Source organism: Pseudomonas syringae pv. coryli str. NCPPB 4273 (assembly GCF_000972175.1).
GTDB classification, from domain to species: domain Bacteria; phylum Pseudomonadota; class Gammaproteobacteria; order Pseudomonadales; family Pseudomonadaceae; genus Aquipseudomonas; species Aquipseudomonas syringae.
The window spans coordinates 26,139-48,737 of sequence record NZ_AWQP01000054.1; the positions used below are offsets into that span (position 1 = coordinate 26,139).

The 22,599-nt window shown below is 59.4% G+C and carries 18 protein-coding genes; 8 read left to right on the plus strand and 10 right to left on the minus strand.

What is annotated here, in order from left to right:
• Positions 1-34: 34 nt before the first annotated feature.
• Together P406_RS21055 and P406_RS21060 are read left to right on the plus strand one after the other, a co-directional pair.
• Entirely contained in the window at positions 35-1,279 is a 1,245-nt protein-coding gene (locus tag P406_RS21055; protein ID WP_046237271.1) for an exonuclease SbcCD subunit D C-terminal domain-containing protein, read from the plus strand.
• A complete protein-coding gene (locus P406_RS21060; RefSeq protein WP_046237272.1) occupies positions 1,276-4,920 on the plus strand; it encodes an AAA family ATPase in 3,645 nt (1,214 codons plus the stop codon). The genes P406_RS21055 and P406_RS21060 overlap by 4 nt, the downstream gene beginning before the upstream one ends.
• Positions 4,921-5,148: 228 nt before the next feature.
• On the opposite strand, the gene P406_RS21065 is transcribed toward P406_RS21060, so the two are convergent.
• The 5 genes from P406_RS21065 to P406_RS21085 all read right to left on the minus strand — a co-directional run bounded on the left by P406_RS21065 (position 5,149) and on the right by P406_RS21085 (position 9,525).
• Positions 5,149-5,343, minus strand: coding sequence for a hypothetical protein (locus P406_RS21065; protein ID WP_046237273.1), 195 nt, complete (start codon positions 5,341-5,343; stop codon positions 5,149-5,151).
• 175 nt (positions 5,344-5,518) lie between these two features.
• Positions 5,519-6,691, minus strand: a complete 1,173-nt coding sequence (locus P406_RS21070; protein WP_003423190.1) for a lactonase family protein — start codon at positions 6,689-6,691, stop codon at positions 5,519-5,521.
• A gap of 80 nt (positions 6,692-6,771) precedes the next feature.
• Positions 6,772-7,056 carry a DUF5629 family protein gene (locus P406_RS21075; RefSeq protein WP_046237274.1) on the minus strand — a complete coding sequence of 95 codons (285 nt, stop codon included), beginning with the start codon at positions 7,054-7,056 and terminating at the stop codon, positions 6,772-6,774.
• 127 nt (positions 7,057-7,183) lie between these two features.
• Positions 7,184-8,176 carry an AraD1 family protein gene (gene araD1, locus P406_RS21080; RefSeq protein WP_004418549.1) on the minus strand — a complete coding sequence of 331 codons (993 nt, stop codon included), beginning with the start codon at positions 8,174-8,176 and terminating at the stop codon, positions 7,184-7,186.
• A 35-nt stretch (positions 8,177-8,211) separates the two neighbouring features.
• Positions 8,212-9,525 (minus strand): MFS transporter, encoded by a 1,314-nt coding sequence (locus tag P406_RS21085; RefSeq protein ID WP_046237275.1) that lies wholly within the window; start codon positions 9,523-9,525, stop codon positions 8,212-8,214.
• Between the two features lie 213 nt (positions 9,526-9,738).
• Between P406_RS21085 and P406_RS21090 the strand changes: the two genes are divergently transcribed.
• The 6 genes from P406_RS21090 to P406_RS30385 all read left to right on the plus strand — a co-directional run bounded on the left by P406_RS21090 (position 9,739) and on the right by P406_RS30385 (position 15,015).
• Entirely contained in the window at positions 9,739-11,481 is a 1,743-nt protein-coding gene (locus P406_RS21090; RefSeq protein ID WP_046237276.1) for an IlvD/Edd family dehydratase, read from the plus strand.
• A 95-nt stretch (positions 11,482-11,576) separates the two neighbouring features.
• Positions 11,577-12,290 (plus strand): FadR/GntR family transcriptional regulator, encoded by a 714-nt coding sequence (locus P406_RS21095; protein WP_003318617.1) that lies wholly within the window; start codon positions 11,577-11,579, stop codon positions 12,288-12,290.
• Positions 12,291-12,624: 334 nt separating this feature from the next.
• Complete coding sequence (locus tag P406_RS21100) at positions 12,625-13,209, plus strand: PAAR domain-containing protein (protein WP_046237277.1); 585 nt, start codon at positions 12,625-12,627, stop codon at positions 13,207-13,209.
• Positions 13,210-13,214: 5 nt separating this feature from the next.
• Positions 13,215-14,141, plus strand: coding sequence for a DUF6402 family protein (locus P406_RS21105; protein WP_046237278.1), 927 nt, complete (start codon positions 13,215-13,217; stop codon positions 14,139-14,141).
• Positions 14,138-14,578: a hypothetical protein gene (locus P406_RS28195; protein WP_162234438.1), complete on the plus strand. Its 441-nt coding sequence runs from the start codon at positions 14,138-14,140 to the stop codon at positions 14,576-14,578. The genes P406_RS21105 and P406_RS28195 overlap by 4 nt, the downstream gene beginning before the upstream one ends.
• The gene (locus tag P406_RS30385) at positions 14,575-15,015 is read left to right on the plus strand and encodes a hypothetical protein (protein WP_082100890.1); all 441 of its coding nucleotides are present in this window, start codon (positions 14,575-14,577) and stop codon (positions 15,013-15,015) included. Before P406_RS28195 ends, P406_RS30385 begins: the two co-directional genes overlap by 4 nt.
• A 96-nt stretch (positions 15,016-15,111) precedes the next feature.
• On the opposite strand, the gene P406_RS21110 is transcribed toward P406_RS30385, so the two are convergent.
• The 5 genes from P406_RS21110 to P406_RS21130 form a co-directional block, all read right to left on the minus strand.
• Positions 15,112-17,502, minus strand: a complete 2,391-nt coding sequence (locus tag P406_RS21110) for an efflux RND transporter permease subunit (protein WP_046237279.1) — start codon at positions 17,500-17,502, stop codon at positions 15,112-15,114.
• Between the two features lie 27 nt (positions 17,503-17,529).
• Complete coding sequence (locus P406_RS21115) at positions 17,530-18,576, minus strand: YCF48-related protein (protein ID WP_046237280.1); 1,047 nt, start codon at positions 18,574-18,576, stop codon at positions 17,530-17,532.
• Positions 18,577-18,809: 233 nt separating this feature from the next.
• The gene (locus P406_RS21120; RefSeq protein WP_046237281.1) at positions 18,810-20,165 is read right to left on the minus strand and encodes a DUF1329 domain-containing protein; all 1,356 of its coding nucleotides are present in this window, start codon (positions 20,163-20,165) and stop codon (positions 18,810-18,812) included.
• A 516-nt stretch (positions 20,166-20,681) separates the two neighbouring features.
• The gene (locus tag P406_RS21125; RefSeq protein ID WP_046237282.1) at positions 20,682-21,839 is read right to left on the minus strand and encodes a glutathionylspermidine synthase family protein; all 1,158 of its coding nucleotides are present in this window, start codon (positions 21,837-21,839) and stop codon (positions 20,682-20,684) included.
• Positions 21,840-21,850: 11 nt separating this feature from the next.
• A complete protein-coding gene (locus P406_RS21130) occupies positions 21,851-22,594 on the minus strand; it encodes a DUF1190 domain-containing protein (RefSeq protein ID WP_003409665.1) in 744 nt (247 codons plus the stop codon).
• Positions 22,595-22,599 lie beyond the last annotated feature (5 nt).

The following is a 22,599-nucleotide window of genomic DNA, read 5'->3' on the forward strand; positions in this document are numbered from 1 at the left end:
CTCAGGCAACACCCCTATACGACAAGGTAAACCAATGCGTCTGTTTCACACCTCTGACTGGCACCTGGGTCAGAACCTGCACGGCCAGGAGCGGGATTTCGAACACGCCTGCTTTCTGACCTGGCTGCTCGCCCGTCTGGCCGACCGTAAACCGGATGTACTGTTGATCGCGGGCGACATCTTCGACACCGTCAACCCGCCGGTCAAAGCGCAGGAGCGCCTGTACGACTTCATCGTCAACGCCCACGAACAGCAACCCTTGCTGACCATCGTGATGATCGCCGGCAACCACGACTCCGGCTCGCGTATCGAACTTCCCGCCCCGCTGATGCGCCGCTTGCGTACCCACGCGCTGGGCAGGGTGATGTGGCTGGACGACGGTGTGCTGGATGCCGAACGCCTGCTGTTGCCATTGCCAGACGCCAATGGCGACATCAAGGCCTGGTGCCTGGCGCTGCCCTTTCTGCGTCCCGCCGAGGTCACCGGCCCGACCCTGGGCGATGACTACCTGCGTGGCATCGGCCGGGTGCATGAGCTACTGATCGCGGCGGCTGACCTCAAGCGCCAGCCCGGTCAGGCATTGATCGCCATCAGTCACGCCCACATGGCAGGTGGCTCGGTCTCGGAAGACTCCGAGCGCAGCCTGATCATCGGCAACGCCGAAGCCCTGCCGGCCAGCCTGTTCGGGCCGAGCATCACCTATGTTGCGCTGGGCCACCTGCATAAACCGCAGCGGGTCAACGGCGAAGAGCGCATTCGCTACAGCGGCTCGCCGATCCCGCTGTCCTTTTCGGAAATCAGCTATCAGCATCAGATTCTGGAAATCAATTGCGACGGCGAGACGCTGACCAGTGTCGAGCCGTTGCTGATCCCTCGCGCCGTCAACCTGCAACGCCTCGGGCCTGCGCCGCTGGCCGACCTGCTGGTGCAGCTCAAGGCGTTGCCGGATATCGACCTGCTTGCCGACCCGGACCGCCAGCCGTGGCTGGAAGTGCGCGTGCGTCTGGAGGAACCCCAGCCGGACCTGCGCAACCAGATCGAAAACGCCCTACAGGGCAAGGCCGTGCGGCTGGTGCGCATCGGTGCCGAATACGCCGGCAAGGGCAGCGCGGACGGCAGCGAGGGTGACGCCACGCTGATTGAGCTGGACCAGCTCACGCCTCAGGAACTGTTCAGCCGTGCCTGGCAGGACAACTTCGGCAGCGAGGTCGACGAACAGACGCTGACCGATTTCGCCACGCTGCTGCGTGAAGTCCAGCAGGAGAGCGAGCAACCATGAAAATCCTCGCCATTCGCCTGAAAAACCTGGCCTCGCTGGCCGGCCCCTTTGAAATCGATTTCACTGCCGAGCCACTGGCCAGCGCCGGACTGTTTGCCATCACCGGCCCAACCGGCGCGGGCAAAAGCACACTGCTCGATGCCCTGTGCCTGGCGCTGTTCGGGGCGATTCCGCGGCTGAGCAATATCGGCCAGTCCAAGGTCCCGGACATCGACGGCGACATCACCACCAGCGACCCGCGTACCCTGCTGCGCCGTGGCACGGGCAGCGGTTACGCCGAGGTGGACTTCATCGGCATCGATCAGCGGCGTTATCGCGCGCGCTGGGAAACCAATCGCGCGCGCGACAACGCCAGCAAAAAGCTGCAGGCCAGCCGCCAGACCCTCACCGATCTGGACAGCGAGCAAATCCTCAGCAACCAGAGCAAACGCGAATTCGAGCAGTTGATCGAAAACCGCCTGGGCCTGAACTTCGAACAGTTCACCCGCGCCGTGATGCTTGCCCAGAGCGAGTTCAGCGCGTTCCTCAAGGCAGATGACAAGGAACGCAGCGAACTGCTGGAAAAGCTCACCAACACCGCGATCTACAGCCAGCTTGGTCGGCGCGCCTACAGCAAAAGCAAGGAAGCCGAAGACGCCCTGAAAACCCTGACCGCGCAGGCCAGCAACATCATCCCGCTGGCCCCGGATCTGCTGGCTGAACTGGAACAACGCCTGAGCGACGCGCAGCAGCAGCTCAAGGCTCATCAGACACAGCAACGGCAACTGGAAATCAAACAGCAGTGGCTGACCGAGCTGAACCGTCTGCGTGACGAACAGCTCGCTGCCCAGGAAGCCCTGAACAGTGCGCAACAGGCCTGGGACGAGCACAGCGGTGCACGCCAGACCCTCGGCCAGCTGGAACGCCTGGGCCCGCAGCGTCATCGCTTCGCGCGTCGGGTCACGCTGAATGCTCAGCTTGATCCGCTGGCTGAACAGATTCGCCAGCATCAACAACAGCAGACCTCGCTGCACGACCAGCAGCAACAGCTGGAAAGCCGCCGTACTCAGGCGCAGACCAGCCTGCTGGACGCCCAGCAAGCGCACAGCAGCGCCAAACCGCTGTTGCTGCAGGCTTTCGAAGCGCAGAACACCCTCAATCACCTGGCCCAGGAACTGGCCAAGGCGTCAGACCTGCACCAGCAAAGCGAGCAGCTCTGCATCCAGGGCCAGACCAGCCTGCAAACCCTGCTCGATCAGCAACAGCAGGTAGCGCAACGTCTTGAGCGTATTGCCGGGCAACTGCAGCACAGCAACGAACTGGCGCCGCTGGCTCAGGCCTGGAATGCGTGGCGTGACCGCCTGAAATCCCTCACGCTGATCGCCAATCGTCTCAAGCACGGCCACAGTGAGCTGCCTGCGCTGCAGCAACGTGCCAGCAATGCCGATCAGCAGTTGACCGAGCAACGCAGCGCGCTGGAGTTGCTGTACCGCGAAGCCGATTGCGAAGTGGAGGCAGTGACCGAGCAGGTGCAGATTCTCGGCAGCCTGTTGCAGGACAACCGCAAACAGCAGCGTGCCTTCGAGGAACTGGCCCGTCTGTGGGCCAGTCAGCAGGACGTCGACCGCCAGCTTGCCGACCTCACCCAGCAACAGCAGAGCGCCCAGCAGCAACGCGAACAGCTCAACAGCGAAGGCCTTCGCGTTCGTGATGAACTGACCGTCGCCGAACAGACCCTGACCGTCACCCGGCAACTGCTGGAGCGCCAACGCCTGGCCCGCAGCGCCAGTGTCGAGGAGTTGCGCGTGCAGTTGCAGGACGACCAGCCCTGCCCGGTCTGCGGCAGCATCGAACACCCCTGGCATCAACCGGAGGCGCTGCTCGAAAGCCTCACACAACACGACGACAACGAGCAGGCCAGCGCGCAGAAAGCCGTGGACCTGCTCACCGAGCAACGCAATCAATTGCGTGAACAGGTCGGCGGCGTGATCGCCCGGCAGAAAGAGCTGCTGCGCCAGTATGAGCAGCTCACCGCGCGCCATCAGGCTTTGGCACCGGACCTGGAGTCACATCCTCTCGCCGCGCAATTGCTCGACCGCGACGCCGACAAGCGCGACGGCTGGTTGAGCCAGCAATTGAGTCAACTGAGCGAAGTCATCAGCCGTGACGAGCAACGTCAGCAAGCCTTGCTGACCCTGCAAAAAGACGCTGCGCGCCTGCAGCAGCAGCTTCAGGCGGCGACCGAAGCCAGCCAGACCGCTGCGGGTCATGTTGCCGAGCAGCTCAAGCAACTGGAGGCCGACGGGCAGCGACTGGAAGAAGAACTGACGGCATTTACGCCGCTGGTATCGCCCCAGGTGCTTGAAGGGCTGCGCAGTGATGCATCAGCGACCGTGCTGCAGCTCGAACAGCAGGTGACCCAGCGTCTCGATCAACTGGAGCAGCAACACGAAGAGCAGCAGGAGCAAACCGAGCGCCAGCAGAAGATCGAGAAGCAGCAGGTCGAGCAGCAGACTCGCGTGCACCGCCAGACCGAACTGGCGCAGGAAGTCACCCGGCTCGGCGAGCAACGGCAGAACAGTCAGCAGACACTTGCCGGTCTGCTGGGCGACCACGCCAGCGCAGAGCAATGGCAGCAGGCGCTGGAGCAAACCATCGAGCAGGCCAGACAGGCGGAAAGTCTGGCGGCGCAGGCGCTGCAGGACATCCACAATCAGCTGATTCAACTGGCTGCCGAACTTAAGTCCGGACAGCAACAGCAGCAGGCCCTGCAACAGGAACTGGCTGAACTTGATGTACAGATCAGCGAATGGCGCGCTCAGCATCCGCAGCTCGACGACAGCGCGCTGGATACGTTGTTGACCTACGACGATGCGCATGTCGAGCAACTGCGTGTGCAATTGAGCAGCACCGACAAGGCGCTGGAACAGGCAAAAGTGTTGCAGCTGGAACGCGATCAGCGCCTGCAACAGCATCAGGCGCAACACAGTGATCTGACCGACAGTGCGCAACTGGAAGCAGCGCTGCAGCAGGCCCATGAACAGTCGGCGCTCAGTGAGCAGCACTGCGCCGACTTGCGTGCCGAGCTCAGTGAAGATCAGCGTCGCCGCAACGCCAACAGCGAACTGCAGGCGCGCATCGCCGATGCCAACAGCGAATACCTGCGCTGGGCACGTCTGGCGTCGTTGATCGGCTCGGCAGAAGGCGACAGGTTTCGCAAAATCGCCCAGGCCTACAACCTGGATCTGCTGGTCCACCACGCCAATGCGCAGCTCAGGCAACTGGTGCGCCGTTACCGCCTGAAACGCGGCGGCAGCATGCTCGGCCTGCTGGTCATGGACACGGAAATGGGCGACGAACTGCGCTCGGTTCACTCGCTGTCCGGCGGGGAAACCTTCCTTGTCTCGCTGGCACTGGCGCTGGGCCTCGCTTCGATGGCATCCAGCACCTTGCGCATCGAGTCACTGTTCATCGACGAAGGCTTCGGCAGCCTCGACCCGGAGTCACTGCAACTGGCGATGGACGCCCTCGACGGCCTGCAGGCGCAGGGTCGCAAGGTCGGCGTAATTTCCCACGTCCAGGAAATGCACGAACGAATCCCGGTGCAGATCAAGGTGCGTCGTCAGGGCAATGGATTGAGCACCATCGAGGTGGGGCACTGAGAGACCTGTGACGCGGAACGTGAGGCACGGCAGATTGGTTATCGTTCCTCACGCTCCGCGTGGGAATGCCGTTCTGGACGCTCTGCGTTCGCTCTTGAATGTTGTGCCACCAGCGCTTTCGCGAACAGGCTCGCCTGACATTCCGTGCATGGTCTGCCACGCATTGGGCAGTAAGTCGCAGGGACCTGTGTGGGCGAACATGCTCGCGAAAGCGTGACGGCTGATCAATCACTGGGCGGGTTTGTGATCCAGCGCTGCGTAGAAATTAGCGCTCTGTTGCAGGTATTTGGTTGTGTAGGTCGCAGTGTAGGTCTGAGCGGCGTGAGCTTTCTTGTCGTTCACTTCGACACTGGCGCTGGCCGGGAGAGCGACGTTTGCCGAGATAGCAGATGCAGCGATGATGGAGAAAAGATTGAAATTCATGTCGGTCACCCCTCTTGTCTGTCTGTACGCTGGTTTGAAGTCCTGACCGTTATGGCCGTGACTCAAACTTACGCCCGAGGGTGGCTCAGCAGAAATCTTTTGTAGCACTAACCCATATCATCAAGAATGATAACGGCCCCAGCCCTTATATCGTAAGGGCTGGAGCCGGGGCGGCTTACTTGTCAGTCAGAAAACGCAGGTAAGAAGGTGCGTCTGCATCGAATTTCTGTACCGTTTCACCGATCTTCCCGCTCTGCGGATCACGGCGAACGGTCACGATCTGGTTGCTCTTCTGATTGGCGAACAGCATGAACTGGCCGGTCGGATCGAAAGCGAACTCACGGGGTTCCTTGCCTTCCAGGGAACGACGCTGAATTTCTTCAAGCTTGCCGCTGGCCTGATCAATGCGGAACACCACAACCTGATTCGCGTCACCCCGATTGGTCACGTACAGAAACTTGCCATCCGGTGAAGTGTGCAAGGCGCCACCACCGTTTTTCTCGTCCACGCCCTTGTTCTTCATGTCGACCAGTTGGGTCTGCTTGAAGGCGCCGTCATGGTAGTCGAACACCGCCACCTGAGCCGTCATCTCCAGTACCAGCCAGGCATGTTTGCCATCGCCACTGAAGAGGGTATGACGGGGTCCGGAACCGCCCGGCAACTGCACGAACGGCACCTTGGCTGGCTGCAACGGCTTGGCCTGGCTTGCGTCGTAGTGATACACGAACAGCTTGTCAGCGCCCAGGTCGGCAGTCACCACGTACTTGTCATCCGGGGTCGGCACGGCCAGGTGCACATGCGACGACATCTGCCGCTCACTGTTGACCTTGCTTCCAGGACCCAGCGGCAGCACCTGAACGGCTTCGCTCAACGTGCCGTCCTTACCCACCGGCACCACGGTCAGCGCGCCGCCCGGGTCAGGGTTTACGGCGTAGTTGGCCACGAACAGGTAGCGGCCGTCGTAGCTCAGGCTGGAGTGCGTCGGTTCTTCACCGCGGCTTTGAACCTGATTGATCGGCGTGATCTGACGGGTTTTCGGGTCGATCGCGAAGCTGCTGACCTTACCGACCGCGTCTTTTTGTCCAGGGCCGTTTTCATTGACCGCGAACAGATAGCGCTGGTCTCTGGAGACGGTCAGCCACGACGGGTTTTCGGCCTTGACCACTTGCAACGGCTTGGCATCGATCATCCCGGTTTTGCTGTCGAAGGCAAAACGATAGATCCCTTCACTCTTGCCTTGCGTGTAGGAACCTATCAGCAATTCAGTATCGGGCATGGCTTGGGCCTGCAGGGTAAATGCGCTCATGGCACTGGCAATCGCCAGCCACGGCAGGAATTTATGGGGCATGGGGGCATCCCTTGTTATCGAAGTTATTGATGCCTGTTACGGCACTGTCGGGGTCTATGATAGCGCCAGCCCGCATTTACTCAATCCTGCGCAGAATCATCTTCATCGGTGGGGGTAAAGGCAGCCAGGCAGACGATCCGGTGATCGGCGTTGCCGTCATTGATCACCCAGCTTTGCAGGGACTCATCGAAGGTCGCAGCCTCGACTTGTGCCTTGGTGAAGCGCCATACCTTGCGCTCGCGGCCGTCCATGCATTCGACGTTCAGCTCTTCGCCCAGAGAGAAGTCCCAGGCGTGCAGACCGTCAATTTCCAGCATGGTGGTGACTTCGAGCGCGGCGAGCAGTGTGGTGGGTGTGGTAGTCATGAAATTCATCCGGCCAGCAAAAGCGCGAATGATAGGCCAAAAGGCAGGCGCAGATACAGTCGGAGCGCAGCTGGAGCCGTACCAGCGCCGAGCGCTGGCACGGTGAGCAATCAAACAGTGACTGCGCTTACAGCTTGCCGATGCCGCCCGGCTGAAACACCGGTTCGCTCGGTGCCAGGCCGTTGACCAGCGGCTTACCGAACTCGGCCTGACTGATCTCGAAACGATCGCCCGGCTGTGTGCGCACGCCATCGGCAAACGACAGGGTCGCGGTGCCGAAGAAATGCACATGCACGTCACCGGGCCTGAGGAATTGCGCGTACTTGAAGTGGTGGTATTCGAGGTTTTCCAGGCTGTGGCACATGTTCGCTTCGCCACTGAGGAACTCTTTCTCCCACAGCACCTTGCCATCGCGCCAGACCCGGCTGGTGCCCGACAGGCTTTGCGGCAAGTCACCCACGCGCAACTCCGGCCCGAACGAACAGGCGCGCAGTTTCGAATGCGCCAGATACAGGTAGTTGCGACGCTCCATGACGTGATCGGAGTATTCGTTACCGATGGCGAAGCCCAGGCGATAAGGCTTGCGGTCATGACCGATGACGTACAGGCCGCTCAGCTCGGGCTCTTCCCCGCCGTCTTCGGCAAAGGGCGGCAGCGAAAACGAATGTCCGGGGCGCACGACAATGCTGCCGTCACCCTTGTAGAACCACTCGGGCTGAACACCGGCCTGCCCCGCCGCCGGCTTGCCGCCTTCGACGCCCCATTTGAAGATACGCATGGTATCGGTCATCGAGGCTTCATCGCCGGACTGCTGGTGCATCTTGTCGCGTGCCGACGCACTGCCCAGATGGGTCAGCCCGGTGCCACTGACCAGCAGGTGCGCCGGATCAGGATGGTCGAGCGGCGGCAGGATCCGCAATTCCTCAAGCAACTGCGAATAGTCATGCGTCTCGCCAACGCCCCGCTGCTCGACCTGATGCGCCAGCGCCGAACCCGCCTCGATCGCCGCCAGCGCCAGCTCGCGAACACTCTCGACACCCTGGACCTCACGCACCTGGTCACCGTCGACCAGACCGACCCGACGCTGACCGTCGCTCAATTCAAACTGTACTAACCGCATGAAATTCTCCTTTCAGATAATGGGCCGCTGAAAACCTATCTCGCCTTGGCACTCGCCGCGAAGTCGGACACTGGCAGCACATGCTTGCGCTCCAGCACGTGATAGACGATGCCGGTCAGCAGCAGCCCGAAGACCATCACGCCTGATAGGAAATACAGGCCCGATGCCAGGCTGCCGGTGATTTCCTTCGACGCGCCGATCACGAACGGACCGATGTAGCCGCCCAGGTTGCCGACCGAATTGATCAGCGCGATACCGGCTGCGGCACTGGCACCGGCGAAGAACCGCCCCGGCAAGGTCCAGAACACCGCCGTGCAGGAAAACAGCGCGAACGCCACCACGCACAATGCAGCCAGCTGCGCCACCGGCATGGTCAGCCAGGCGCTGCAGAACAGGCCGATGGCACCCAGCACATACAGCACGGCCAGATGTCCGTAACGATCGTTGAGGCGATCGGAACTGCGCGGCACGATCAGCAGACCGATGATGCCGAAAATGTACGGCACCGACGACACGAAGCCGGTGGTCAGGTCACTGCCACCGAACTGTTTGATCAGCGTCGGCAGCCACAGGCCCAGACCGTAGATGCTCAAGGTCACCGGCAGGTAGAACAGCGCCAGCAACAGCACGCGTTTGTCTTTCAAGGCATGCAACGGATTGCCGTGGCGGGTCTGGCCATACTCTTCAAGATCCTTTTTCAGCTCACCGGTCAGCCAGTCCTTCTCGGCCTGGTCCATCCAGTTGACCTGCTGCGGACCATCCGGCAACCAGCGCAGCACCGGCCAGGTCAGCAGAATCGCCGGCGTGCCGATGACGATGAACAGCCACTGCCAGCCATGCAGGCCGAGTATGCCGTCCATGCCCAGCAAACCGCCGGAAACGGGCCCGGTGATCATCATGGCGATGGGTTGCGAGAGGATGAAAAGGCCAAGGATCTTGCCGCGATGGCGCACCGGAAACCATTGGGTGATGTAGTACAGCACACCGGGGAAGAAGCCCGCCTCGGCGGCGCCCAGCAGAAACCGCATCACGTAGAAGCTGTGCGGCCCCTGGACGAAGGCCATGCCGATGGTGATCGCGCCCCAGGTGATCATGATTCGCGCGAACCAGCGGCGTGCGCCGAAACGCTCGAGCATCAGGTTGCTGGGGATCTCCAGCAGGAAGTAACCGATGAAGAACAGTCCGGCACCCAGCCCGTAGGCGGCGTCGCCAATACCGATGTCCGCGCCCATATGCAGCTTGGCAAAGCCCACGGCAGAGCGGTCTACATAAGCGATCAGGTACAGCAGGATAAGGAAGGGGATCAGTTTCAGCGTGATGCGGCGTATAAGCCGCAGTTCCTGGCTCATGTAGGCGGTCTCCCATTGTTTTTGTTATGGAACCTGCGGGGATCGCCTCTGTGCCTGGGGCTGAATAACACTGCACATGCGCCAGGATGATCCCTCGTCTACGACTGACTATATAGTAATACTATTTAAACTGACAACTCTTCCAATACGCGTTTTTTAGGCTTACCTTAGCCAGCAGTATCGCCATTAAGTCTTACAATAAGAGAGCCGATCATGTCTGACTCCGATAAAAAACCGACCCTCCGTTCTGCCCAGTGGTTTGGCACCGCCGACAAGAATGGCTTCATGTACCGCAGCTGGATGAAGAATCAGGGCATTGCCGACCACCAGTTTCAGGGCAAGCCGATCATCGGCATCTGCAATACCTGGTCGGAGTTGACCCCCTGCAACGCGCATTTCCGGCAGATCGCCGAGCATGTCAAACGTGGCGTGATCGAAGCAGGCGGCTGGCCGGTGGAGTTTCCGGTGTTTTCCAACGGCGAATCCAACCTGCGCCCTACCGCAATGTTCACCCGTAACCTGGCGAGCATGGACGTTGAAGAAGCGATTCGCGGCAACCCCATCGACGGGGTCGTGCTGTTGACCGGTTGTGACAAGACCACCCCTGCCCTGTTGATGGGCGCTGCCAGTTGCGACATCCCTGCCATCGTCGTCACCGGCGGACCGATGCTCAACGGCAAACATGAAGGCAAGGACATCGGCGCCGGAACCATCGTCTGGCAGATGCACGAGTCCTACAAAGCCGGGACCATCAGCCTGGATGAATTCCTCTCCGCCGAAGCCGGCATGTCGCGCTCGGCAGGCACCTGCAACACCATGGGCACGGCGTCGACCATGGCCTGCATGGCCGAAGCGCTGGGCACTTCGCTGCCGCACAACGCGGCCATTCCGGCGGTGGATTCGCGGCGTTACGTGCTGGCGCACATGTCCGGCATGCGTGCCGTCGACATGGTCCGCGAAGACCTGCGCCTGTCGAAGATTCTCACCAAGGCCGCTTTCGAAAACGCCATCCGGGTCAACGCGGCCATCGGTGGCTCGACCAACGCCGTCATCCACTTGAAAGCCATCGCCGGACGTATCGGCGTCGACTTGGATCTGGATGACTGGTCACGCATGGGCCGTGGCATGCCGACGATTGTCGACCTGCAACCGTCGGGGCGCTTCCTGATGGAAGAGTTCTATTACGCCGGCGGCCTGCCCGCCGTGTTGCGCCGCATGAACGAAGCCAGGCTGCTCCCAAACCCGGATGCCTTGACCGTCAATGGCAAGAGCATTGGCGAAAACACCTGCAACTCACCGATCTATGGTGAAGATCAGGTGATCCGCGCGCTGGACAACCCGATCCGCGCCGACGGCGGGATTTGCGTGTTGCGCGGCAACCTCGCGCCGCTGGGTGCCGTGCTCAAGCCCTCGGCCGCGACGCCGGCACTGATGCAGCACCGTGGCCGCGCAGTGGTGTTCGAGAATTTCGAGATGTATAAATCGCGAATCAACGATCCGGATCTGGACATCGATGCCAACTCGGTCATGGTGCTCAAGAACTGCGGCCCCAAGGGCTATCCGGGCATGGCCGAGGTCGGCAACATGGGCTTGCCAGCCAAGCTGCTGGCGCAGGGCGTGACTGACATGGTGCGCATTTCCGATGCGCGCATGAGCGGCACGGCTTACGGCACAGTGGTTCTGCATGTGACGCCGGAAGCCGCAGCGGGCGGACCGCTGGCGGTGGTCAAGGAAGGCGACTGGATCGAACTCGACTGCGCTGGCGGGCGCCTGCATCTGGACATCCCGGAAGCCGAACTGGCGGCACGCCTCGCCGACTGGCAGGCTCCGCCTCAATTGCTGCTGGGAGGCTATCGCCAGCTGTACGTAGACCGGGTGATGCAGGCGGATCAGGGCTGTGATTTCGACTTTCTGGTCGGTTGCAGAGGTTCCGAAGTGCCCCGCCACTCGCACTGACAAAAGCGGCGGTTTGCCTGACGCAGGCAGCCGCCGCAAGTGTTACGCAATGGTATGATGCCCAGCAATTACCGCCAGGACCGACCAGCGTTCCCATGGATTATCGAAAGCCTTCCGACCGAAAAAGCATGCACGCCCGTATCGTCCAGGAACTGGGCATGCAAATCGTGTCCGGCCGTTTCAAGCCTGACGAAAAGCTGCCTGCCGAAGCGCTGCTCTGCGAAGAGTACGCCGTCAGCCGACCGGTCCTGCGCGAAGCGACACGGGTTCTGGTGGCCAAGGGTCTGGTTTATTCGCGCCCGCGTGTCGGCACGGTGGTCAAGGCGCGTCGCGAATGGCATCTGCTGGACCCGGACGTGCTGCACTGGGTCATGCAAAGCTCGCCGCAGAATGAGTTCTTCCATCTGCTGACCAGCGTACGCGCGGTCATCGAGCCAGCGGTTGCCGCACTGGCCGCGCAGCATGCCACCGACGCAGAGATCGAGTCGATCCACGAAGCCTATCTGCGCATGGAAGCTGCACCGACGCCGGAAGACCTGCTGCAACCCGACCTCGACTTCCACAGCCGCATCGCCGACGCCACCCACAACGATCTGCTGGCGCACTTGTGCAACATGCTGTCACTGGCGTTGCGCGAAGCGCTCAAATACTCCAACAAACGCCCTAACCTGCACGAACTGGCCATGCCACGCCACAAGGCGATCCTCACCGCCATCCAGAACCGCGACGCACTGGGCGCACGCCACGCTTCGCTGGTGCAACTGGACGATGCACGCAATGCGCTGAGTGTGGTACTCGGGGGCGGTTGATCGACAGGCTCGACCGAATCGATAACTTCCTGCGCCTGTCTATTCGTCGTGTTTATTAATCAGGCATGGCGAACCCTGACGATTGCTGGTACCCGCCGCTGAACGTTCTATTTCCGTGGGAAATATCCAGTTCATTCGTAAGATCTTTACTAGCCCAGTGTAAGCTCAGTCCTTAATCACTCCAGATAGCAAGTCTGCTATTTGCGAACATATAAAGTAATGATATCTCTCCCTGCACATTAATCAAAACACTGCGCCGGTTCATACACGTCGATTAAACCTATCGGACGTCAGGGACTCGTGCAGCTGATAAAAAGTGTGCAGGGAGCATTGCATGAAACTTCTGGCCATCGTTCAGGGCGATACCACAGACCACGGAGGGTCTGTCATCAACGGCGATCAAACAAAGCGCATCAATGGTTTCGCCATAGCGCACAGGGGCTGTGACGTTATCTGCCCGCTGCATGGCGTCAGCAAAATCCTCGGAGAAGAAAACAACGTCCATATCGACGGAAACATCATCGCACTGGAAGGCGACCTGACCAGTTGCGGGGCCCGGTTGATATCCAGGCAACAAAGTTTCTTTCGGGTCGGGAGGCGCTCCGATGCAGTGGAGTCTGCGCCTGATACTTCGGCTGGTCATCATCAAGAGCTGGCCAGCGAAGGTGCGTTGGATGGCGGTGTGCAGGCCGTTGATTCGTTGCCGAGCCAGCGAAACTCAATGGCATGCGACGAACGATTTCGTCTGTTCAACCAACAGCGTTCCAGCCTTGGCCATCTGGGCTATGTGGTCATGCAAGATCAACGCTGCACTGCCGTTGGTGCGCTTGACCTGCAGGGCTACAGCCGCAGCCATACAAGTCATGCGGTCACCGCTGTACAACTCGCAACCACCGCACCCTGGCCGGTCATGGAGTAACCCCGATGTCTCTGAACGATTTCCAGCGCACCAACGCCTTGGGCCCCGACACCTACTTCGCCTTGCCCCAAGGCGCCTCACACACCTACGCCCCGACAGACACCCCGGCCAAAGAAGTCATCATCCAAAGCCTCGCCCTCTCCCGCATCCCCGGAGCCATGCGCAACATGGGGTGGAATACGGCAGCGGCGCTGATGCAAAGATGGTTTGACAGTCCAGCGTGGGAGATGCCGGAGGAGTGGAAGGAGCGAGAAACGCAGCCAGACCCAATGAGCCTGTCTCCCGCGCAGTGCGATGAAAGCATCGTGAAGATGGAATGGGCAATGCAGTTTGAGCGATGCAGGCAGGCTGTTGAGGTGGCTGAGTCGAGATTGAACACAGCTAACGCCGTCAATCGATTGAAAGAACTGCTAAAAGAAGCTGGCTGGCGTGATCACATTGACTGCCAACTGGGTTCAAACACGATGTCCGCCAGACAAATGGACGCTTGTGCTCAAGTAAACTTCGCTAAATTCGGTAGTGCATGGAGCACGCTGGATGATATGTACGGAGCATTGGGCTTTGCAACGATGAAAGTAGGTGTAACAGGAAAAACCTTCAGCAAGGAAATTTCTGGCACCCAACATCGTCAACACTACTTTCAAGTTGAGCATGTAGGTCTTTATATCCGAGATCATTACGACTTCAATGGCATACAATACTTGGGCACATGGACAGAAGATCGCGTACTCACCAAATCGGAAACACTCATAACCTTGCACCCTCAAGGAAATTTGATAATCAGATTGAAAGATGGGCCCTTTGCTGCAATCACAAACGCAAACTTTCGAAACTATCGTGTAGAACAAATCAAAGGGGGCGACTTCATAATTTATTCGGACATCATGTGGAAGAAATCCGATCAAATCATTGAGCTAGGAACATGGCCATGAAAAAATCATCTCGCACACTAGTATTTTTTTTGTCATACGTCATCATCGCAGGCGGTCTCTGGATCGCTTCTGAATGGTGGGAAAAAGGACTGGCTGAAAAATCGAGCGGCCCGCATGTAAGTCCGGGTGGATGTTATCGAGTAGATATATTTAAACCATTTTGGGTCTTACCTATGATGTTTCATCGAGAATCCGATCCCAACGAAGATCAACCACCCACGTGGTTTCCCTGGTGGGGCTACCCGGCGTTTTTTCGACTTTACGATCACCGCACTGGCGTATTGATTTCAGAGACAAAGATTTACGATCTGGAATCAGCGGGCGATAAACTGTCGTGGGGAAGTGGATCGGGAGTGGTAATGTCCGGTTTGATCTTAATTGGCCCCAATCTCCCTGATTGCATGGGTGATCGCCCTACTCGCGTAAAGCCTCAATGAAAGAGGCATCGGGACGCTGGGTATTTTTTCTGGCCTACATAACTATCGCAGGCAGTCTCTGGACGGCATCGGAATGGTGGGAGAAAGGGTTAGCGGAACGCTCTGGCGAGCCTGACATAAGCCCTGGAGGCTGTTACCGAGTGGAGTTGTTCAAACCACTCTGGGTCCTTCCGATGATGTTTCATTCGATGCCACACCCGGACAGTGAGGTGCCAAGAAAGTGGCTACCTTGGTGGGAGTACCCTGCGTTTTTTCGGCTCTATGATCATCGCACTGGCGAGTTGATTTCACAGACCGAGGTTTACGATCTGGCGTCAGCGAGTGGGCCACTGGATTGCGGAGACGTATCGAGTGAGGTATCGGCCGGAATGATCTCAATTGGCCCCAATCTCCCTGACTGCATGGGTGATCGCCCTACTCGCGTGAACCCTCAATAACGAGAGCATTACGATGCTGGACGTTTTTTAATGATCGTTCCAGCGCCGCATTGGCACGATAGTGAATAGGACACCGAGTTACAGGTCGCCACAACCTCAATGCGAAAACAATGAGTTCCCCACCTTCCCCGCCATCTTCTCCGGCTTGATCAAAAACCGCGCCAGCGCGGGCAGCAGCCACAGTGCGCCGAACATGTTCCACAGCAGCATGAAGGTCAGCATCAGGCCCATGTCGGCCTGGAACTTGATCGCCGAGAAGATCCAGGTGCACACACCGATGGCCAGACACAGGCCGGTGAACAGCACGGCCTTGCCGGTGGATTTGAGGGTTTCGTAATAGGCTTCCTGCAATGGCAGTCCGGCGCGCAGAAAGCTTTCCAGACGGCTGTAGATGTAGATGCCGTAATCGACGCCGATGCCCACGCCCAGCGCCACCACCGGCAAGGTCGCGACCTTGACGCCGATCCCCATGAAGGCCATCAGGGCGTTACCGAGCACCGAGGTCAGCACAAGCGGCAAAACGATGCACAGCGTGGCGGCCCATGAGCGGAAGGTGATCATGCACATCGCGGCCACGCAGAGGTAGACCAGCACCAGAATCACCAGCTCGGACTGCTTGATTACTTCGTTGGTCGCGGCCTCGATACCAGCGTTGCCGGCGGCCAGCAGAAATTGCAGGTCCGACGTGTCGTTCTGTTTAGCGAAGTCCTGCACTGCATGCACCGCACGGTCCAGGGTCTCGGCCTTATGGTCGTTGAGGAACACCAGCAGCGGCGCCAGCGAACAGGTGTTGTTGTACAGGCCGTCGGCGCGGGCGATGGAGTTGTTCAGCACGTCTTTGTTACGCGACAGACTCTCCCATTTCAGGTTGCCCTCGTTCATGCCCTTGATCATCTGTCTGGACACCGTGACCAGGGAAATGGCCGACTGCACGCCTTGGGTGTTTTCCATCTTCCAGGCCAGCTCGTTGATCGCTGACATTGTCGGATAGGCCGAGCAACCTTCTGGTGGCGTCTTGACCATGACCACCAGCACGTCCGAACTGGTGGAGTAATGACCGATAATGAACGCGTTGTCCTTGTTGTAGCGTGAATCGGGACGCAGCTCCGGCGCGCCCTGGTCCAGGTCGCCGATCTTGAGGTTCTGGCTGTACCAGAGGCCGCCACCGAAGGCCAGAAGCGCCAGCACAATCGAGACCGGTGCAACCTTTGGGCTGGCAAAGTTGGACAGCAAGCGCCAGAACGGATGCTCGGACACCGCATCCTGCTTGCTGCGATTGATCGCCCGCTTGCTGATGCCCACGTAGGAAATCGCCACCGGCAGCAGGATCAGGTTGGTGAACACGATCACCGCCACACCAATGGACGCGCCGATGGCCAGCTCGCGGATCACTCCGATGTCGATAATCAGCAGCGTGATAAAACCGACCGCGTCGGCCAGAATCGCGATCATGCCGGGCAGAAACAGCTGACGAAACGTCCGCCTTGCAGCGGTCAGGGCGTTGTCGGCCTCGCTGGATTGCAGGGCAATACCGTTGATCTTCTGTACACCGTGAGAGATGCCGATGGCGAAGATCAGAAACGGCACCAGCATCGAATACGGGTCAATTCCGAAGCCTACAACGTGCATCAGCCCCAATTGCCAGATCACCGCAATCAGCGTGGTGCTCAGAACCGCCACCGTGCTACGGATACACCGGGTGAACCAGATCAGCAGCACCAGCGTGATCAGAAAGGCGATGCCGAAGAACATCACCACCATGAACAGACCGTCGATGAGGTCACCGACCTTCTTGGCGAAACCGACGATATGAATCTTGATGTTGGGGTTCTGTGCTTCGTACTTGTCGCGGATCTTCTCTTCAAGCTGGTGCGAGAACTGCTGATAGTCCAGCGCCAGCAACTTGCCCTGATCTGCCGGATCCGGGTAGGACTCCTGCAACGGCACATCAATGATGCTGGATTTGAAATCGTTGGCGACCAGACGCCCGACCTGTCCGGACTTGAGTATGTTGTTGCGCAACAGATCCAGGCTCTCCTCCGAACCGTTGTAACTCTGCGGAATCACTTCGCCTCCGGCAAAGCCCTCCTCCGTCACTTCGGTCCAGCGTACGCTCGGGCTCCACAGCGATTTCAGGCCAGACCGGTCGACGCCGGGAATATAGAACACCTCGTCGCTGATCTGACGCAGCGTCTCCATGTACTGTTTGGAGAAGATGTCGCCGTCCTTGGCCTCCACCGAGATACGAACGGTGTTACCCAGATTCGCCAGATCGTTGCGGTGTTCCATCATGTTCTGAATGAACGGATGAGACAGCGGGATCATCTTCTCGAAACTGGTGGAAGGCCGCACCTGCGTGGCCTGCCAGAACAGAAAGAGGCTGGCCAGCAGGCAGAGGATGATGACTGCCGGGCGATGGTTGAAAATCAGGCGTTCAAGGAAGGTTGCCTTTTCATCCGGATCTTGCGCGTGCTGGTGCGTGCTCATGCCTGAATATCCCCGCCCTGAAAGGTCTTATTGTTGGGTGGTATCGGCGCCCGTCGGCGAGGTGAGGCGAACACCGCCCTGCCCGACCAGAATCAGATTGCCCTGAGGGTTGCCGGTAACCCCGGCCAGCGAGATGCGATCAGGTCGATTGAAGACCGCGAATGTTTCCCCGTCATCGGTGCTGCGCATGACACTGCCGCCATTGCCGACCAGCACCAGCGAGCCATCGGCCAGCAGCGTGGCGCTGGCCAGACCGAACTCGAGCGGCCCGCGCGCGCCCTTCAGTTCGATCGGCTGCCAGCTGTCACCAAAATCGCTGGAGCGAAACAGATTGCCGCGCAGACCATAGGCCAGCAACGTGGACGGCTGAGCCGTGCCGATCACGCCGAATAACGAGCCTTGATACGGGCCGTCGACTTTCTCCCAGGTCTGCCCCTCGTCGCGGGAGCGAAACATGCTGCCCGCTTCGCCGACAATGAACAGGCCGGCGTCCTTGACCTGAGCGATGCCGTTCAGGTGGTATTGGTCTTCGTTGTCCAGCCTGTCGCTGACATCTTCCCAGTGCTGCCCGCCATCGGCCGTGCTCAGCAGCAGGCCGTAGGCGCCGATGGCCAAGCCGTTGTCGAGGTCCTTGAACCAGACATCCAGCAGCGGAGCCTCGCGCTTCAAGTCCTCGAACTGCTTGTTCCAGGTCTTGCCGCCATCGCTGCTGGCCAGTACCTGCGCGTCGTGACCGACCGCCCAACCGTGCTGTTCATCCACAAAAAACACGGCCGTCAACAACTGCCGGGTAGGCACGCGGGCCTGACTCCAGGTGTTGCCCTGATCATCGGAAAGCAGAATATGCCCATGGTCACCCACCACGACCAGCCGCGCCCCCGCATGGGCGACGTCCAGCAACAACGTGCGTGAGGCTTTGGCCGACTCGATGGCATAAACAGGCGTGTCGGCAGCGGCGGCAGTGGCTAGCGCCTCGGAACCAGCCATGGCTGGCAGCGCAAACAGGGATGACGCAACGACAGCCAGAGACATGCCCGCGTATAACCGGGTGCGACGATGGAAAGACTCACGCATGGACTTTTCCGCTCTTATTATTATCAGGTGGCTGTTATCGGGTGCGGGTGCCGGACAACTCATATCGATGCCGACGCCCACAGCGCTATGGCGTTACCTGTCTGGAAGCTCAGCCATCCTAGGCAGCTTTGCAAATGCCTGACAATCGACATGTCGTTATCTTTTGTTAAGCGTGCTGAATGTGATTGATGAAACATAACGACGGTTGATCGGACAGATTGACCAGACGCCGGTCAGCGAATGCTCCTGCGCCGCAAGGCCGCTGGTTTGAAGGCGTTCACGCTGGGTACCGGCTGAGAGAAGTCACTGGTGCCAGGCTCCTGATTGTCGAGGTTCTGTACGTGATAACGCCGCGCCTGCAAGTCATGGAAAACGTCCAGTGCGGACCAGGTCGTCGGCAGTTCGTAATAGTTCTTCAGGTACGCCATGGAGACGCGCCACAACTGCCCCCGAGCGTCGTACTGATCGACGATTGCAGCCTGCCAACTGTCCTCGTCCAGGTACAGCGTGCGTCTTGAATAGACATGACGCGCGGTCGGTTTGAGCGTGCCCTCCACCACCCATACGCGATGCAACTCATGGCGCGTATAGGCCGGGTTGAGATGACCCACCTGCAATAATTGCCGATAGGTAATGTCGGGGCTGGAAATCCGGTAGTTGTTGTAGGGAATATAAATCTCGCGTTTGCCCAGTAACCTCCAGTCGTAACGATCCGGCGAGCCATTGAACATGTCGGTGTCGTCGGCCGTGCGCAAGCCTTCAGAGGCCGGGATCGGCATGTCGTAAGCCAGACTCGGCGCGCGGCGTACCCGACGTTGCCGAGCACTGTAGGTCCACGCCTGCCGCGGCTCCTGGATCTGGTCCAGTGTTTCATGGACCAGCACGGCAGAACCGGCCATGCGCGTCGGGCACTGGGTAAACGACAGGTAATAGAACAGCACGTTATCCAGACTGGCAAAGCTGCCCGCAGGGTCATAGAAGCGAAACAGCACTTCCTGACGCGACGTGTTCAGCTTGAAACTGCCGTCGCGCTGTATGGCAACTTCCGAAGTACGTCGCACCGCATAATGGCCGCGATACCGGGCAATATGGTTCCACACGGCCTGAATGCCCTTTTCCGGAAGCGGAAATGGAATGCCGCCGTAGGCATCGACAAAACCGTTGCCGCCGCCGATCAATCGGGCTTTCTGCGCATTGCGGCGGGTGTTGTCGTACACCCATTGCGGTGCCGATCCGGAACGTCGCGTGGGGTATACCGGCATCCGGTAGCTGTCAGGGTAGGCTTCGAACATCGCCACCTGCCCTGGCGTCAGACGCGTGCGATAGTGCTGCATATTGGCGTGGGTGATGGTGAACAGGGGCTTGTCAGCGGCATACGGGTCGACATGCCGGGTGCCCGACCCCTTGTATCCGGACGGCGGTCGGGTGATTCCGCCCGTCCAGGGCGGAATGGTCCCCGTGGCATTACCTGCCATCTCGCCTCCCAGCGGGGTCAAACGACTCCCGAGCAACGTGGCATCGACTGCCTGGCAGGTGTCGATCGCGAACAGCAGCATCAGCGCGCCGCCCAGCCGAAGTTTCATGAGCATGTGGGCTCTCCTTGCATGGCCACGTCGGGACGCGTGTCTGGCGTCCAGGCCGGGAATAGTTCCGTGTAAACGGCAGGTTGTAAGGGCGACACGGTTATTGACGTTCGGCCAATAACCGTTTGTTTAACAGGCAAACCAAATTGCCCACGTATTCCTACCGCGAACAGGTTATCTATCGGGTATAGGTCTGTAGGAAACTTCACAGAACAAGAAGAGTCGACAACGCGCTGTTAAACACCAATGAAGCAGGCACCCGGAATAGCCCACAGTAATGCAACGTGAATGCCAACAGGCGATAAAGAGCAGATCACAACTTATATAAGGTACAGATCTGAAACGTCGTGCCCCCGCGTTATGACCAGAATTAAAAACAGCGACACCGCCTGTTTGATTGTCAGACAGCACGCTAACAAAACCACTTATTATCGCTGCTTGAGGGCGGGTATATGAACGCGTGGTAACAACAAGAGTGTTACGTGCTCGAAGCCAGTAACACCGGGTGACGACAGGCAGGGTTCAGTCGATGACGACGTGTGGCAGGAAGCGGCTGGTGTCCTTGGTGATCAGGCTGTCGTCTTCACGAATACCGATCCCGGACGCAAGATCGCCGATGACCCAGGAGCCGATCAGCGTGTAGCTGTCGCCGAATCGCGGAAGCGGCGAGTACGCCTGCAGAATGTAGGGCGCATCCGTGTAGGGCCCATCGACCGAGATCACCTGATCGCCGGGCGTGCGCATTTCAATGTTGGCGCCCTCACGGGAAAAGTAGGGTTTGCGTACCCAGCCTTTGGGGACCGCTTTGTTCGGGTCCTGGTCGACGTGCGCAGGCAGCAGGTTCGGATGGCCTTCGTTGAACTGCCACAACAACGGCAGAATCCCCTTATTGCTGAGAATCGCCTTCCACGCGGGTTCGACGAACTGGGTGCCAGCGGCTGACACGTGCTGGCCGAACTCCTCGTGAAAGATGTGCTCCCAAGCATGCAGCTTGAACAAGCGCTCGATCCAGCGCCCGTCCAGATCGACAAAACGCCCGTCAGCGCTCAGCCCGATGTCTTCGATATCGATATGCCTCGCATCAATGCCGACGTGTGCTGCCATACGCCGCAGGAAATCGGTGGTGCCCCGGTCTTCGATGGAACCGGACATCGCCGAAAAGTAGAAGGGAGTCGTGCCGGGAAACTCGGCAAAGGCCCGAACCAGGTCCTCGGCAATCGAGTTGAACTGGGTGGCATGCGCAGGCAACACGCCGCGTGCCATCTGCTCTTCCAGCCAGAGCAACTGCACCGCCCCCGCTTCCATCAGACTGGTCGGCGTATCGGCATTGATTTCGTACATCTTTGCCGGGCCCGTACCGTCGTAGGCAAAATCGAAGCGCCCGTACAGATGCGGATGTCCCTCCTTCCACGAGGTCTGGATCAGGTCGAAGAACGCTTCCGGAATCGCCAGTTGATGGAGCAGCGCTTCGCTGTCCACCACTCGCGCCACGGCGTCCATGCACATCTGGTGAAGCTCCTGGGTGGGCGCTTCAAGATCGCGGGTAATCTGCTGTTCGCTGAACAGGTAATACCCGCGCTCGTCCCAGTAACGCTCGCCGTCGATGGTGTGAAAGTTGAACCCTTCACGTTCGGCGGTCGTGCGCCAGTCCGGACGTTCCTCGATGCTGATCTTTTTCATGCCGCGAACCGTCAGCCTCCGAAACTGCTGCCACTGCTGCTCTTGCCGCCCCAGCCACTGCGTGCCGAAGCCTGACTGCCGAAGCCGCCGCGCGAGATGGTCGATGACACCGAGGACGAGCCGGAACCCGAGCTGCCCAGGTTACGCCCCAGAGTGCTCCTGCCGTAGCTGCGATCCGGGCTGGATTGCGCCTGGGTCGAGCGCCCGAAGGTCTTGCCGCGATCGATCTGACTGGGCAGGGACGAGCTGTAATAACCGCCCCGGTCATCGCGCGTCTGATAGATGGGCTGCGAGTAATAGCGGTTATTGCCGAAGCCGTTGCTGAGCAGATTGCCGATCAGCAAGCCGGCCATCAGCCCGGTGGTGCCACTCATGCCTGCCGAAGCAGACTGGTTGACTTCCTGATTGGCACGGTCCAGAGCCTCTTTCGGCACTTGCCCGGAAAAGCCCAGTTCGAAGCCGCCGAGCTTGGGCATGTACTTGCCGTCAGAGGTGACCTGGCAATAATCCGGTACGAAGTCCGCGTCGCAGGAGGCCTTGTCATCGTAGGTCGGCGCAATGCGGCGATGATCGGACAGCGCCTGCATGTAGGCATCCGAACAGATATTAACCGGCACCTTGGCATCGGCGCATTCCTGCACCGAACTGAAGTTGGCCTTGGCGTTGACGGTGTCCTTCTGCTCGGACGGACCGCACCCGGCAAGGGCCAGCGGAAGCGCACCGGCGAGTACCAGTTTTACTGAACTACGTCTCATCGTGA

Bases quoted from the DNA above. Each gene is read 5' to 3' on its own strand.
- P406_RS21075 (WP_046237274.1), bottom strand. From the start codon at position 7,056: ATGACTACCACACCCACCACACTGCTCGCCGCGCTCGAAGTCACCACC.
- P406_RS21070 (WP_003423190.1), bottom strand. From the start codon at position 6,691: ATGCCCCATAAATTCCTGCCGTGGCTGGCGATTGCCAGTGCCATGAGC.
- P406_RS21120 (WP_046237281.1), bottom strand. From the start codon at position 20,165: ATGCTCATGAAACTTCGGCTGGGCGGCGCGCTGATGCTGCTGTTCGCG.
- P406_RS21105 (WP_046237278.1), top strand. From the start codon at position 13,215: ATGTCTCTGAACGATTTCCAGCGCACCAACGCCTTGGGCCCCGACACC.
- P406_RS21110 (WP_046237279.1), bottom strand. From the start codon at position 17,502: ATGAGCACGCACCAGCACGCGCAAGATCCGGATGAAAAGGCAACCTTC.
- P406_RS21125 (WP_046237282.1), bottom strand. From the start codon at position 21,839: ATGAAAAAGATCAGCATCGAGGAACGTCCGGACTGGCGCACGACCGCC.
- P406_RS21115 (WP_046237280.1), bottom strand. From the start codon at position 18,576: ATGCGTGAGTCTTTCCATCGTCGCACCCGGTTATACGCGGGCATGTCT.
- P406_RS30385 (WP_082100890.1), top strand. From the start codon at position 14,575: ATGAAAGAGGCATCGGGACGCTGGGTATTTTTTCTGGCCTACATAACT.
- P406_RS28195 (WP_162234438.1), top strand. From the start codon at position 14,138: ATGAAAAAATCATCTCGCACACTAGTATTTTTTTTGTCATACGTCATC.
- P406_RS21095 (WP_003318617.1), top strand. From the start codon at position 11,577: ATGGATTATCGAAAGCCTTCCGACCGAAAAAGCATGCACGCCCGTATC.
- P406_RS21090 (WP_046237276.1), top strand. From the start codon at position 9,739: ATGTCTGACTCCGATAAAAAACCGACCCTCCGTTCTGCCCAGTGGTTT.
- P406_RS21065 (WP_046237273.1), bottom strand. From the start codon at position 5,343: ATGAATTTCAATCTTTTCTCCATCATCGCTGCATCTGCTATCTCGGCA.
- P406_RS21060 (WP_046237272.1), top strand. From the start codon at position 1,276: ATGAAAATCCTCGCCATTCGCCTGAAAAACCTGGCCTCGCTGGCCGGC.
- P406_RS21085 (WP_046237275.1), bottom strand. From the start codon at position 9,525: ATGAGCCAGGAACTGCGGCTTATACGCCGCATCACGCTGAAACTGATC.
- P406_RS21055 (WP_046237271.1), top strand. From the start codon at position 35: ATGCGTCTGTTTCACACCTCTGACTGGCACCTGGGTCAGAACCTGCAC.
- P406_RS21130 (WP_003409665.1), bottom strand. From the start codon at position 22,594: ATGAGACGTAGTTCAGTAAAACTGGTACTCGCCGGTGCGCTTCCGCTG.
- P406_RS21100 (WP_046237277.1), top strand. From the start codon at position 12,625: ATGAAACTTCTGGCCATCGTTCAGGGCGATACCACAGACCACGGAGGG.
- araD1 (WP_004418549.1), bottom strand. From the start codon at position 8,176: ATGCGGTTAGTACAGTTTGAATTGAGCGACGGTCAGCGTCGGGTCGGT.